We start from the raw sequence: 13,733 nt of genomic DNA, 5'->3' as shown, positions 1-13,733 counted from the left end.
CATTCTAGGGTGCCCGGGGGAGTCGGGCAAATCCCAATGCCGGGTGGTCACGGGAAAACTTCTGCGTCGACACAGGATAAGGCAACAATCTATTCACGGTGATGACCGGTCGGTCATCGCCCACAGCCCGCGCCCTGTCTCACTCAAGCTGTCTGGCTCCAAGGTTTGCGCCTGATTGTCGCGCTGTTTTTATGACTTGGGGCAGTTTGGCCCGAGCGTTTGCTTGTGTATGCTCCGTCGACGTTTCGGGCTCACCATTATAAGAACACTGCCTATGACCCTTAGCATTGACCTGGCGGGACCCTCCGTGGCGCCGGCGCAGGTTATCCGCAAGCACTACGCCATGGAGATGGCGGTGGAGCGCACGCGCCTGCTTTACCAAGGCTCCCTGCTGCCTACTTTATTAATGCTGGTGAATGGACTGGTCTGCGCCTGGTTGCTCTGGAGCCCGCAGCGCTATCTGCTGGACAGCATTTGGCTGGTATGGCTGCTGGCGCTGGTGGCCTTGCGGGTAATTCAGGTGGCGGCGTTCGATTCCGCCATGCCCAGCCGCCAAGCGCAGCCGATCTGGCGACGCATGTTCATGCTGGGCTCGGCCGTCAGCGGCTTGACGCTGGCCAGTGCTGCCATCGCCCTGGTCCCTGTGGACAGTTTTGCGCAACAGGCCTGGGTGTTCGGCCTGCTCGGCGCGGCGACCTTGTCCGCCAGTGTGGCCTATGCCGTCAGTCTGCCGGCTTTCCTGTCGTTTGCCGTGCCCTGCCTGGTGCCGGCCATCCTCTATTTATTCTGGAGCGGCGACCCGCAACAGCAAGGCTGGGGTTGCCTGGGCCTGATTCTGCTGGCATCCCTGAGCCTGGTGGCATGGCAGGTCAATCGCCTGATCCAGCGCGGGCTGCTCAGGCGCTTCCAGAACCAGGCGTTGATCGAGCATCTGCAGCAAGCGCAGCAACGCAGCGAGCAACTGAACCAGGAACTGGTGCGTGAGGTGGAGCAGCGGCGCCAGGTCGAACAAGAGTTGCGCGAAGCACAGATCGGCCTGCAGCAACGCGTCGATCAGCGCAGTCAGGAACTGGACGCGGCGAGCCTGGCCCTGAGCAAAAGCGAGGCGCGTCTGGCCATGGCGTTGCAGGCCAGCGAACTGGGTCTGTGGGACTGGAACCTGCAAACCGATGAGGTCCACCATACCCAGCTCAAGGAGTTGTTCGGCCTGGAGCCGGAATACGTCACGGCGATGCTCAGCCACCTCAAGCCACGCCTGCACCCGGACGACTTGCCGCTGCTCAAGCGCGCGCTGGTGGAGCACCTTAAAGGCCGCAGCGAGGACTACCTGGTGGAATACCGGGTGCGCCATGGCGATGGCCATTGGGTATGGATCCAGGACCGTGGCCGCGCCGTGGAGCGCTCGGCAGGCGGGCGCGTCACGCGGATGCTCGGTACCCGCCGCGACATCAGCGCCGGCAAGGTCCTGGAAGAACAGCAGCGCCTGGCATCGACGGTGTTTGAGGCGGCCAGCGAAGGCATTGTGATCCTCGACCCGGACTACGTGCTGATAGCCGTCAACCAGGCATTCAGCCGCGTTACCGGCTTCGACATTGACGACATGATCGGGCGCAATGTCGTGGAGCTGCCCAGCAGCCGCGACGCACGGCGCCACTTCCCGGTGATCCGCCAGGCGTTGCTCAGCCACGGCACCTGGCAGGGCGAGCTCGTGGAAACCCGCAAGAACGGCGAACTCTACCCGCAATGGCTACAACTGAATGTAGTGCGGGATATTCGGGGAAATGTCAGCCATATCGTGGGTTTCTTCGCTGATCTGTCCGCGCGGCGCGAATCCGAAGAGCGCATGCGCTATCTCACGCACTACGACGAATTGACCGGGCTGGCCAACCGCTCGCTGTTCCGCGAGCGGTTGCGCGAAGCCCATCAGCGGGTGCGCCAGGGTGGCCGCAGCCTGGCTTTACTGCATATCAACCTGGACCGTTTCAAGCTGCTCAACGACAGCCTCGGGCATGAAGTGGCCGACCAGTTGTTGCAGAAAATGGCCCGCCGCTTGATCAACGCCTTGCCTGAGGCCGACACCATCGCGCGGCTCTCTGGCGATGAATTCGCCGTGCTGTTCGACGCCTACGGCAACCTGTCGAGCCTGGCGCGGGTGGCCACGCGGTTGCTGGCCAAGTTGCGGGTGCCGGTGACGGTGGAAGGGCACGAGCTGGTGGTCAGTGCCTCAATGGGCGTCAGCCTGTTGCCCGACAATGCGCGGGAAATATCCGCGCTGGTCAGCCAGTCGAACATGGCCATGCAGCACGCCAAGCACCTGGGCGGTAATAACTTCCAGTTCTACACCGACAGCCTGCAGGCCAGCACCCTGGAACGTTTGCAGCTGGAAAACCAGCTGCGCAAGGCGATTGATGAGCGCCAGCTTACGGTGTTCTACCAACCCAAACTGTGCCTGGCCAGTGGCAAGCTGAATGCGGCCGAAGCATTGATTCGCTGGGAACATCCGCAGTGGGGCATGGTGCCGCCCGGCGACTTTATCGGGCTGGCCGAAGAAACCGGCCTGATCGTGCCGCTGGGGGAGTTCGTGTTGCGCCAGGCGTGCTGGCAGGCTTGTGAATGGCAACGCCAGGGGCTGGCGCCGATTCGGGTGTCGGTCAACCTGTCGGTGCACCAACTGCGCCAGGGCAAGCTGATCAGCCTGGTGCGCCAGGTGCTGGAAGAAACCGGGCTTGATCCGCAATACCTGGAGCTGGAACTGACCGAAAGCCAGCTGCTCGACAGCGTCGAGCACATCATCTCGACCTTCCAGCAACTGCGCGACCTGGGGGTGAAGCTGGCGATTGATGATTTTGGCACCGGCTACTCATCCCTCAGTTACCTCAAGCGCATCCCCGTGGACTACGTGAAGATCGACCAGACGTTCATTCGCGGCCTGGGCCAGGGACGCGAAGATGCCTCGATCACCCGCGCAATCATTGCCATGGCCCACGGGCTGTCGCTCAAGGTGGTGGCCGAGGGTGTGGAAGATCAGCAGCAGCTGGACTTTTTGCGGGATGAGCAATGCGACGAGGTGCAAGGCTATTTGATCAGTCGGCCGGTGGAAGCGGATGGCTTGGCGGATTTGTTACGAAAAAATGCCGATTTTCCATAGTTGAGCCCAAGCCGCACGCGGGGCTACATCGAGCCTGCCCGCTGAATCAGCGGGCAGCAGCGTGATTAAGTGATGCATCGAACGGGCAAATCGGTAATTCTTGTAGTATAACTACAAGCTTGCTACATCCCTGGCGTCTGCCAATAACAAGAGTCCAGCCCTTTGAACCTGTTGCAACATATCGCCCAGTCGCGCCACCTGTTACGCAAATCGGAACTCAAGGTTGCCGATCACGTGCTGCTTGACCCTGCGGCCGTGATGCACAGTTCCATGGCCGACCTGGCCCACAGCGTGGGCATCAGCGAGCCGACCATCGTGCGCTTCTGCCGCGCCATCGGTTGCTCCGGTTTCCAGGACTTGAAGCTCAAGCTGGCCCAGAGCCTGGCGGCCGGTGCGAGCTTTGGCCAGTTTGCGATCCACGAAGACGATTCCGTCGCCGACTACAGCCTGAAAATCTTCGACACCACCCTGCACACCCTGATGGAAGTGCGCGAAAAGCTCGACCCGGTGGAGCTGCAAAAAGCCGTGACCGCCATGTCCCAGGCCCAGCGCGTGGAGTTCTATGGTTTCGGCGCGTCCGGCGCGGTGGCGGCGGATGCCCAGCACAAGTTCTTCCGTTTGCTGCTGACGGCGGCGGCCTACAGCGACCCGCACATGCAGGCGATGTCGGCGGTGACGTTGAAGCCCAGCGACGTGGCGATCTGCATTTCCCAATCCGGCCGCTCCAAGGATTTGCTGATCACCGCCAACCTGGTGCGTGAAAGCGGCGCGACCCTGATTACCCTGTGCCCGAGCCAGACGCCATTGGCAGAGCTGTCGACCGTCAACCTGGCGATCGATGTGCACGAGGACACCGAGATCTACACGCCGCTGACCTCGCGTATCGCCCACCTGGTGGTGATCGACGTGCTGGCGATGGGCGTGGCCATGGCGCGCGGCCCGAGCCTGGTCAACCACCTCAAGAGCGTGAAGCGCAGCTTGCGCAGCCTTCGGTTGTCACCCAAGTCCGTAAAAGCCCTCGACGACTGATAGTTTGTACGCGGACCCATTGTGGGAGCGGGCTTGCTCGCGAATGCGGAGTGTCAGTCACTGAATATGCTGGCTGGCCCACCGCATTCGCGAGCAAGCCCGCTCCCACATTTTGATTGGGTCCTGCCCCGCAAGATTCATCGTCCTGTCATCCCCATGCCGCTAAACCGTCATTGCCCGAGCCCATCCTGAACTCCCCTTACTCGCATTGGGAGACTCGAAATGGCTCGGCAATACGAAGAAAGCAACAGCACCGTCAAGACCCGCCGCCAGCAGGAAGACCAGCGCCGCATGGCCTTCCGTCGCGCAATTGAAGACCGCTGCGATCAGCGTCAATTGCAACAGAGCATCAGTGACTATCCGGAACTCCACTGGCAGGCACCCGCGGCTGCCCAGCGAAGCGTTCAGCCAGCGCGCTGATCTGCAGCCGCTCGCTGCGGATAAAGCCCAGGAATGCATGGGCCACCGGTGACAGGCGCTTGGCCTTGGCCTGCACCAGGCACCAACTGCGGTAAAGCGGCAGTTCTTCCACCGGCAGCTCCCTGAGCCCGCCGGTGGCCAGTTCCAGGTTGACCGCGTGGCGCGTCAGCAGCGCCACGCCCAACCCAGCGGTCACGCACTCGCGCTGCGCCTCGGCCGAAGACACTTCCACCGTCTGGGTGAAGTGCACGCGCTTCTCCTTGAAATACTCTTCGCACGCCATCCGCGTCCCGGACCCCGGCTCGCGCAACAGCAGCGTGTAAGGCTCAAGGTCCTGCAGGCGCAACGGCCCTTGATGGCTCAGCGGATGATCGTGGGGTGCCACCGCGACAATCGGGTTGTTCAGGAACGGCAGGAATTCCAGGCCCATGTCCTGGGGCACCATCGACATGATCACCAGGTCGTCGCGGTTGTCTGAAAGCCGGCGAATCACCTGGGCGCGGTTGACCACCGTCAGGTGCAGGTTGACCTCTGGATGCTGGCGCTTGAAGGCGGCAAACAGGTGCGGCACGAAGTACTTGGCGCTGGATTCCACCGCCAGTTTCAGCTGGCCCTGCAACGAGCCCTGCATGTCGGAGAGCTGCATATCGAGGTTTTCCAGGCGGCCGAAAATGTCCCGGCTGGCCCGTTGCAAGGCTTCAGCAGCTTCAGTCATATAGAGCTTTTTGCCGACGTAATCGAACAATGGCTGGCCCAGCAGCTCCTCCAGCTGCTTGATTTGTAGGCTAACGGCCGGTTGCGTGAGGGACATTTCCTCGGCTGCGCGGCTGTAGGAACGCAAATCACAGACTTCATTGAAAATCTGCAATTGACGCAATGTCATACGCATCAATGACTTACGCATTGTTCAAACACTCCTGCCGACCCTTGATGGGACGACTATAAGTCTTTGCTTATACACAACCCAATAATTATTGATTTTTGTTAATCCCTGCAGGGGCATAGTGTGTGTCACGCGACTGCCATGAAATATTTGGTCACGCGCCGACCCGCTTCCAGGGTCGAAGTAGGTAGCAATCGGCTCAAGGGAATTTCCAAGTGATAAAAAAGATCCTGATCGCCAACCGTGGTGAGATTGCCGTACGTATCGTGCGTGCCTGCGCCGAGATGGGCATTCGTTCGGTCGCGGTCTATTCCGATGCCGATCGCCATGCCCTGCATGTAAAGCGTGCAGATGAAGCCCACAGCATCGGTGCCGAGCCATTGGCCGGTTACCTGAACCCGCGCAAGCTGGTGAACCTGGCGGTGGAAACCGGTTGCGACGCGCTGCACCCCGGCTACGGCTTCCTCTCGGAAAACGCCGAGCTGGCAGACATTTGCGCCGAACGTGGGATCAAGTTCATCGGCCCATCGGCCGAAGTGATTCGCCGCATGGGCGACAAGACCGAAGCCCGCCGCAGCATGATCAAGGCCGGCGTACCGGTGACCCCGGGCACCGAAGGCAACGTTGCCGACATCGCTGAAGCCCTCACCGAAGGCGACCGCATTGGTTACCCGGTGATGCTCAAGGCCACCTCCGGTGGTGGCGGTCGCGGTATCCGTCGCTGCAACAGCCGTGAAGAACTCGAACAAGCCTTCCCCCGGGTAATTTCCGAAGCCACCAAGGCCTTCGGTTCGGCGGAAGTGTTCCTGGAAAAATGCATCGTCAATCCCAAGCACATCGAGGCGCAGATCCTCGGTGACAGCTTCGGCAATGTGGTGCACCTGTTCGAGCGCGATTGCTCGATCCAGCGCCGTAACCAGAAGCTGATTGAGATCGCCCCTAGCCCCCAGCTGACCCCTGAACAGCGTGCCTACATCGGCGACCTGTCGGTGCGCGCGGCCAAGGCCGTGGGCTACGAGAACGCCGGCACCGTGGAGTTCCTGCTCGCCGAGGGCGAGGTGTACTTCATGGAGATGAACACCCGGGTGCAGGTGGAACACACCATTACCGAAGAAATCACCGGCATCGACATTGTGCGTGAGCAGATCCGCATTGCGTCGGGCCTGCCGCTGTCGGTCAAGCAGGAAGACATTCAGCACCGGGGTTTTGCGTTGCAGTTCCGCATCAACGCCGAAGACCCGAAGAACAACTTCCTGCCCAGCTTCGGCAAGATCACCCGTTACTACGCACCCGGCGGTCCCGGCGTGCGTACCGACACGGCGATCTACACCGGCTACACCATCCCGCCGTTCTACGACTCGATGTGCCTGAAGCTGGTGGTGTGGGCGTTGACCTGGGAAGAAGCCATGGACCGCGGCCTGCGCGCCCTGGACGACATGCGCCTGCAAGGCGTGAAGACCACCGCCGCCTATTACCAGGAAATCCTGCGCAACCCGGAATTCCGCAGCGGCCAGTTCAACACCAGTTTTGTGGAAAGCCACCCTGAGCTGACCAACTACTCGATCAAGCGCAAACCCGAAGAGCTGGCCCTGGCCATCGCCGCCGCCATCGCCGCCCACGCAGGCCTGTGAGGAATATAAGAATGAGCAAGAAGATCTTCGTAACCGACACCATCCTGCGCGACGCCCACCAATCGTTGCTGGCAACCCGCATGCGCACCGACGACATGCTGCCGATCTGCGACAAGCTCGACAAAGTCGGCTACTGGTCCCTGGAAGTCTGGGGCGGCGCGACCTTCGACGCCTGCGTACGCTTCCTGAAAGAAGACCCGTGGGAGCGCCTGCGCAAACTGCGCGCGGCGTTGCCCAACACGCGCCTGCAAATGCTGCTGCGTGGCCAGAACCTGTTGGGCTACCGCCACTACAGCGACGACGTGGTCAAAGCCTTCGTCGCCAAGGCCGCCGTCAACGGCATCGACGTGTTCCGCATCTTCGACGCGATGAACGACGTACGTAACCTGCGAGTGGCCATCGAAGCGGTAAAAGCCGCCGGCAAACATGCCCAGGGCACCATCGCCTACACCACCAGCCCGGTGCACACCATCGAGGCGTTCGTGGCCCAGGCCAAGCAAATGGAAGCCATGGGTTGCGACTCGGTGGCGATCAAGGACATGGCCGGCCTGCTGACGCCATACGCCACCGGCGAGCTGGTCAAGGCGCTGAAGGCCGAGCAGAGCCTGCCGATCTTCATCCACTCCCACGACACTGCGGGCCTGGCTTCGATGTGCCAGCTCAAGGCCATCGAAAACGGTGCCGACCATATCGACACCGCCATTTCCAGCTTCGCCTGGGGCACCAGCCACCCGGGTACCGAGTCGATGGTCGCGGCCCTCAAAGGTAGCGAATTCGACACCGGCCTCAGCCTGGAACTGCTGCAGGAAATCGGTTTGTACTTCTACGCTGTGCGCAAGAAGTACCACCAGTTCGAAAGCGAATTCACCGCCGTCGACACCCGCGTGCAAGTCAACCAGGTACCGGGCGGGATGATTTCCAACCTGGCCAACCAGCTGAAAGAGCAGGGCGCGCTGAACCGCATGAGCGAAGTGCTGGCCGAAATCCCGCGGGTTCGTGAAGACCTTGGCTTCCCGCCGCTGGTCACCCCGACTTCGCAGATCGTCGGTACCCAGGCGTTCTTCAACGTGCTGGCCGGCGAGCGCTACAAGACCATCACCAACGAAGTGAAGCTGTACCTGCAAGGCGGCTACGGCAAGGCGCCGGGCACCGTGAATGAAAAACTGCGGCGCCAGGCCATCGGCAGCGAAGAGGTGATCGACCATCGCCCGGCAGACCTGCTGAAGCCGGAAATGACCAAGTTGCGCGGCGAAATCGGCGCGTTGGCCAAGTCCGAAGAAGACGTACTGACCTACGCGATGTTCCCGGACATCGGGCGCAAATTCCTTGAAGAGCGCGACGCTGGCACCTTGAGCCCTGAAGTGCTGTTGCCGATTCCTGAAGCCGGCGGCGTGGCCCGTGCCGGTGGTGAAGGTGTGCCGACCGAGTTCGTGATCGACGTGCACGGCGAAAGCTATCGCGTGGACATCACCGGGGTGGGCGTCAAGGCCGAAGGCAAGCGCCACTTCTACCTGTCCATCGACGGCATGCCGGAAGAAGTGGTGTTCGAGCCGCTCAACGAGTTTGTCAGCAGTGGCGGCAGCAAGCGCAAGCACGCCACCGCGCCAGGCCATGTCAGCACGGCGATGCCGGGCAACATCGTCGACGTGCTGGTCAAGGAAGGCGACGTGGTGAAGGCCGGCCAGGCTGTGTTGATCACTGAAGCGATGAAGATGGAGACCGAAGTACAGGCGTCGATCGCCGGCAAGGTCACCGCCGTACACGTGGCCAAGGGCGACCGGGTCAACCCGGGTGAAATCCTGATTGAAATCGAAGGCTGATCAACAGCCTTCGAAACTACCGCTTAAACCTCGGGGGGGCATGTGCCCCCTTTTTTTTGCCCGCAATAATCAGAACGCCAGGGTCCACTGGCCCAGCAAACCCTGGTTACGGCTGTGGGTGCCGACCTCGGCGGTATAGGCCAGGCCCACGGTGTGCCGGGTCGACAGCGCCAGGTCCACCCCGGTGTGCAGCGCCAGGCTGTCGCGGTCCAGGGAGGTGCCTTCGATGGTGAAGTCACTGTTGAAGCCCGGCTGTTTTACCCACGCGGAGGACTGGCGCACGGTGCTGCTCACGTCACCGTAGAGGTGCTTCCAGCCTGTGCTCAGGTGCGGCTTGAGGGCCATCTGGTTGTCCAGCGTAAAGGCACTGGCCAGGCGCAAGCCGAAGTTGCTGCTGAGGTTTTCCTGGGTCTGGGCGCCGACATTCAGCGCTGTAAAGCCGCCTTTTTCCTTGTAGCGGTCGCGGTGATAGCGCTGGTAGCCGATCCCCGCATAGGGTTCGACGCTGAAACTGCCCTTGTCCAGTTGATAGCCCAGCTCGGCGAAAGCGTTCTGGCTTTGGGCGTTGTATTTGCCTTTGGACTGCTCGCGGCGCTCAACGAAATCAAAGTCTACGGTGCGTTGGGTTTGGCCGGCATGGCTGCTGTAGATCGCCCCCAGGCGCAGTGCAAGGGGGCCGTCCTGACGCACGGCGTAACCGCCAAGGTGCCAGCTGTCCAGTTCGCCCTTGAAGCGTTTGGCGTTCAGGTCGCTGGCGGACTTGGCGCCCATCACACCCACCCGCCAGGCATCGTCCACTGCCCAGTCGCCGCCCAGCATCAGGCCTTGGGTGTGTTGCTGCAGGCCCACGCTACCGTGCTGTCCTTCAAGCTTCCCAGCGTTGCCCAGGGCCTGGAACCATACGTGGCCATTGCCTTCGGCATCCGTAAGGTTGCGTTCGTCGCCTGCCCTGCGCATGACTGAAAGCAGGCTGCTGTTGAGCTGTTTCATGCTGTCTTGAGTGGCGGCGCCAAGGTTGGCGTTCTGGCTGCCTGCCAGTTGCTCCAGAACTGCACCCACACGGCCCGGCGCCAGCCTGCCAAGCTCCCGGGCGATATTGTCCAGTTCGTACTCTTGCCACTCATTGAGTTCGCCCGACTTGATGAGGGTATCCACGGCAGAGTCCAGTACGCGGGCAACCTGCTGGCCGTTACGGGTGGTGGCGTGGTCGGTAAAGTTAAAGTCGGGAGTGGGCTTGGGTGGCTTGGGGCGCTGGTGGCCTTGCTGGCCGGCCTCTGGCGCCGGGATGAACCACTCGCTGTCTGGATTGATGTCCCCTCGCGCCTGGACGAATTGAGCGTTGGTGGCACCCAGCGCGAAGGTGATGGCGAGTGCGAGTTGTTTCTGAAGGAGTGGCATGCAGGTCCGACCTCTTGATGTATGAGGTCGGGAAATCTAGCGGGGTAAAGGGCGGATAAATGTCAGGCCATCCACCCTTTGCCTGCCAGAGATGTCTCTAGTGGGCCGCGATTAAAAACTCATCTGCCATTGCCCGATCAGCCCGTGATTGCGGCTGTTACTGCCTATTTCGCCGCTGTAGCCCACGCCGAGGGTATGGCGTGCCGACAGGCCTATATCCAGCCCGGCTTCCAGCAACAGGCTGTCGCGGTCCAGGGCGCTGCCTTCGACGTTGAACGCGGTGCCGCCCATCAGGAAGGCCTGGCGGGTGCTGCTGTCCACGTCGCCGTAGGTATGTTTCCAGCCGGCGCTGACCCGCGGTGTGAGACTGATGCCGTTGTCCAGCTGGCTCAAGTGCGCCAGGCGCAGGCCGAAGGTGCTGCTGAAATTGTCCTGGGTTTGCCCGTCGACATGCAGGGCGGCGGCGCCGCCTTTTTCGTTGTAGCTGTCGCGGTGGTAGCGCTGGTAGCCGAGGTTGGCGAACGGCTCGGCGCTCAGGCGCCCGCTGCCCATGGCATAACCCAGTTCGGCGAAGGCTTGTTGGCTGTTGGCGTCGTAGTCACCTTTGGGCCGATCGTTGAAACCGTCAAAGGCCACCGTACGTTTACTGTCTCCCTGGTGCCCGCTGTACGCAGCACCCAGGCGCAAGGCCAGCGGTCCGCTCTGGCGCATGGCGTAGACGCCGGCGTGCCAGCTGTCGACGCTGCCGTCGACGCCGGTGGTGTCCAGGTCGGTCTTCGAATAACCGCCCAGCACGCCCACGCGCCAGTCCGAATCGAGCGCCCAATCGGCCCCCAGCACGCTGCCTTTGGTGCGCTGGGTCAGGCCATTGCTGCCGTGGTCGCCGTCGAGCTTGCCGTAGCTGCCGATACCTTGCAGCCACAGGCGGCCCCGGGCATTGGGATCGTTGAGGTTGCGGGCTTCGGCGGGTACGCCGGTGGCGGCCAGTACGGGGGTGTCTTTTTGATCAAGGCCCACCAGCAGTCCGGCACCGCCGCCCAGTTGGTGCATGGCGTTCAACATGCTGTTGCCGACCTGGGCGCTGGCGCCGAGGGTGGCACTGGTCAGGTTGGCGGTGCTGCTGCCGGCCAATTGCTCGATGGCGGCACCGGCGCTGCTGTTGGTGGTGTTGAGCAAGGCGTTGTACAACGCGTTGTTCTTGCCCAGGCTCGCCAGGGCGTTGGCGGCGCGGGTGCCGTTGCCGGTGTTGGCGAACTGATTGAACGCCACGTCATTGCGGGAATAGGTCAGGCCGACCTGGGTAGGGCTGTAATCCAGGGTGGGGGTGAGGAAGGCATAGTCGCTGGTGACCTTGCCGAACGTGCCATTGATGCTGCCGGCCTGCAGTACCGTGTAGTGGCTCTGCCACGGGTAGGTGCCGGTGCCGGGATTGACCGCCAGGGTCGCGCCATTCAGGTACGCGGTGCCGCCGACCTGGACCGGTGCGCTGCTGCCGTCGGCATTCACGCCATAGGCCAGGGTCGAGCCGCTGGTCATCGTCAGGTCGCGGGTGATGCTGGCGGTGCCGAGGGCGGTGTTGGTCTGCAAGGTGCCTTTGACCAACAGGCTGCCGACACTGCCGCCACCGGCATAAATACCGCCTTCATCGACGGTCAGGTTGCCAGCGATCCCACCCTGGTTGATCAGCTTGGCGCCGCTGAAAATCTCGCCGCCGTCGCTGAAGTCGCCGCTGCCGGTGAGGGTCCAGGTGCCTTGCTTCACGTCCAGCCATTCGAAGTTGCGGCTGTCGCCAAAACTGCCGCCGGCGACGTCGTCCATGATCACGCGGTCATATCCGGTGCCGCCATCCACCACGCCGACAAAGCGGCTGCCGCCGAGCAGGGCCAGCGTGTCATCGCCGCCGCCCAAATCCAGGGCGAGGCCGTTGCTGCCGCTGATCACGCCAGCGTTGACCACCGCGTCGGCAAACTCGCCGACGAACTTCACGCCGAAGCCGTTCAGGCCCTGAATGGTGCCATGGTTGATCAGGGTGGTTGCAGCGAGTCCCGGGCCGTCGCTGCCGTCGTCCACCAGCACCGCGTTGTTGGCACCGCTTACCAATGCACCCGCGCCGTTGAACACGTAGCCACCGCCGAGGGCGATGCCTTCGCTGCCGTTGGCAAAGCCGTTCTTGTCGACACCGCCGGCGCCGACGCCCTGGATGATGCCGTAGTTTTCAATGTGGGCGATCTTGTCGATGTCCACGCCGTCACCATCGCCGTCCGGCTGCAGTCCGGAAAATGCGCCGGTAATAGTGCCATGGTTGATCACCGTGCCATCGCCGTCGGAACCAAAGCCCGAGCCGTTGCGGCCGATTACCGTGCCGTAGTTGGTCAGCGTGGCGCCCAGGTCGGTGGTGATGCCGTGGCGGCCGCCGGAGATGAGGCCGTAGTTGGTGACGGTCACGCCAGTAGCGGAGTCGATGTCGACGCCGTCGAATTTGTCATCGCGCGAGTGGGTGTCGCCGGTGGAAATCTCGCCGTAGTTGGTGATCGTAGCGTTGCCGCCGGTCTTCATGCCGTCGCTGGCGTCACCGCGAATCAGCCCGCCCTGGCGGTTGATGATAGTGGTGGTGACGTTGGAGCTGCGGATCGCATCCAGGTCCAGCCCTTGGCCGGTGGCGGAGCGAATGGTGCCGTTGTTGTCGATCAACAGGCTGCCGCTGGCGAAGTTGCTGTCGATGCGCAGCGCGTCGTTGGCGCCCTGGATCACGCCACCGGCGCGGTTGTAGATGCTGTAGTTGCGCGCGGCGGTGAGATCGCCGCTGCTGTCGATGGCCCGGCCACCCGTGGAGGTAATGCTGCCGGCGTTGTCGATCACCACGCCATTGTCGCGGGTGCCGTCCTTCAGGGTCACGGCCACTTTGCTGGTGGTGATGCTGCCGGGTGCCGAGATCGTCAGCGAGTCACTGCCGCCCAGGGTTTGCCCGGTGGTGGTCGGTGTGTCGATCTGCAATGTCTTGGGTGGGGTCGGGGCTGCGTCAGCAAAGCCGCTGCCCACCAGCAGGCCGAGGGTGAGTACGAGGCGCTGGGGTGACGGAGGCATGGCAGACGTCCTTATTTTTGGAAAAGAGTCGACCTGTATAGCGGAGGTTTTTTACAGAATGATGGCGGGGAGGTTACTGAGGTGGTGCGTCGTTTGGGGGGAGGTCACCATGCTGAACCAAATGTCGATGTGCACGTGCGTACTCTGGTGTATATCGAACACGGCGAGGGCAATCAGACGCTCAAGTCGTTGAATGCGGCGCTCAGGCCGTTTGGGTTGAAGATGGGCGGGGTTGGCTGAGCACAAGGCTCGGATACGCTGAAGATACAATGTGGGAGCCGGGCTTGCCCGCGATGACGGTGGGTCAGTTAATACATTTG

Annotated in this window: 8 protein-coding genes; 5 read left to right on the top strand and 3 right to left on the bottom strand. The window is 62.2% G+C overall.

All coding sequences use genetic code 11. The annotated features are described in order from the left end of the window. The first annotated feature begins 274 nt into the window (after positions 1-274). From HX869_RS05265 to HX869_RS31505, 3 genes are all read left to right on the top strand, one after another. Entirely contained in the window at positions 275-3,148 is a 2,874-nt protein-coding gene (locus HX869_RS05265; RefSeq protein ID WP_177022400.1) for a GGDEF domain-containing phosphodiesterase, read from the top strand. Between the two features lie 162 nt (positions 3,149-3,310). After that, positions 3,311-4,177: a transcriptional regulator HexR gene (gene hexR / locus HX869_RS05260; RefSeq protein WP_003213447.1), complete on the top strand. Its 867-nt coding sequence runs from the start codon at positions 3,311-3,313 to the stop codon at positions 4,175-4,177. A gap of 222 nt (positions 4,178-4,399) precedes the next feature. Further along, entirely contained in the window at positions 4,400-4,597 is a 198-nt protein-coding gene (locus HX869_RS31505) for a PA3496 family putative envelope integrity protein (RefSeq protein WP_003213445.1), read from the top strand. Here HX869_RS31505 and HX869_RS05255 read toward each other — a convergent pair. Continuing rightward, on the bottom strand, positions 4,527-5,501 hold the full coding sequence (locus HX869_RS05255; protein ID WP_003213443.1) for a LysR family transcriptional regulator: 975 nt from the start codon (positions 5,499-5,501) through the stop codon (positions 4,527-4,529). The two genes, HX869_RS31505 and HX869_RS05255, sit on opposite strands and share 71 nt — an antisense overlap. A 194-nt stretch (positions 5,502-5,695) precedes the next feature. On the opposite strand from HX869_RS05255, the gene HX869_RS05250 reads away from it, so the two are divergent. Both HX869_RS05250 and oadA read left to right on the top strand, forming a co-directional pair. Next, positions 5,696-7,111 (top strand): acetyl-CoA carboxylase biotin carboxylase subunit, encoded by a 1,416-nt coding sequence (locus tag HX869_RS05250; protein WP_003213442.1) that lies wholly within the window; start codon positions 5,696-5,698, stop codon positions 7,109-7,111. Between the two features lie 11 nt (positions 7,112-7,122). Then, positions 7,123-8,931 carry a sodium-extruding oxaloacetate decarboxylase subunit alpha gene (oadA, locus tag HX869_RS05245; protein ID WP_102370189.1) on the top strand — a complete coding sequence of 603 codons (1,809 nt, stop codon included), beginning with the start codon at positions 7,123-7,125 and terminating at the stop codon, positions 8,929-8,931. Between the two features lie 69 nt (positions 8,932-9,000). Here oadA and HX869_RS05240 read toward each other — a convergent pair whose 3' ends face one another. After that, positions 9,001-10,329, bottom strand: a complete 1,329-nt coding sequence (locus HX869_RS05240; RefSeq protein WP_178902831.1) for an autotransporter domain-containing protein — start codon at positions 10,327-10,329, stop codon at positions 9,001-9,003. Positions 10,330-10,440: 111 nt separating this feature from the next. Beyond that, entirely contained in the window at positions 10,441-13,413 is a 2,973-nt protein-coding gene (locus HX869_RS05235; protein ID WP_178902830.1) for an autotransporter domain-containing protein, read from the bottom strand. Between the last annotated feature and the right edge of the window lie 320 nt (positions 13,414-13,733).

This window comes from Pseudomonas sp. P7779 (assembly GCF_013386315.1).
In the GTDB taxonomy this organism is placed as follows: domain Bacteria; phylum Pseudomonadota; class Gammaproteobacteria; order Pseudomonadales; family Pseudomonadaceae; genus Aquipseudomonas.
The sequence above is the reverse complement of the archived record's forward strand: the minus strand, read 5'-3'. Positions and strand labels throughout refer to the sequence as shown.

Coding starts and splice junctions, on each gene's coding strand:
- HX869_RS05265 (WP_177022400.1), top strand. CDS start 275: ATGACCCTTAGCATTGACCTGGCGGGACCCTCCGTGGCGCCGGCGCAG.
- HX869_RS31505 (WP_003213445.1), top strand. CDS start 4,400: ATGGCTCGGCAATACGAAGAAAGCAACAGCACCGTCAAGACCCGCCGC.
- HX869_RS05255 (WP_003213443.1), bottom strand. CDS start 5,501: ATGCGTAAGTCATTGATGCGTATGACATTGCGTCAATTGCAGATTTTC.
- oadA (WP_102370189.1), top strand. CDS start 7,123: ATGAGCAAGAAGATCTTCGTAACCGACACCATCCTGCGCGACGCCCAC.
- HX869_RS05240 (WP_178902831.1), bottom strand. CDS start 10,329: ATGCCACTCCTTCAGAAACAACTCGCACTCGCCATCACCTTCGCGCTG.
- HX869_RS05235 (WP_178902830.1), bottom strand. CDS start 13,413: ATGCCTCCGTCACCCCAGCGCCTCGTACTCACCCTCGGCCTGCTGGTG.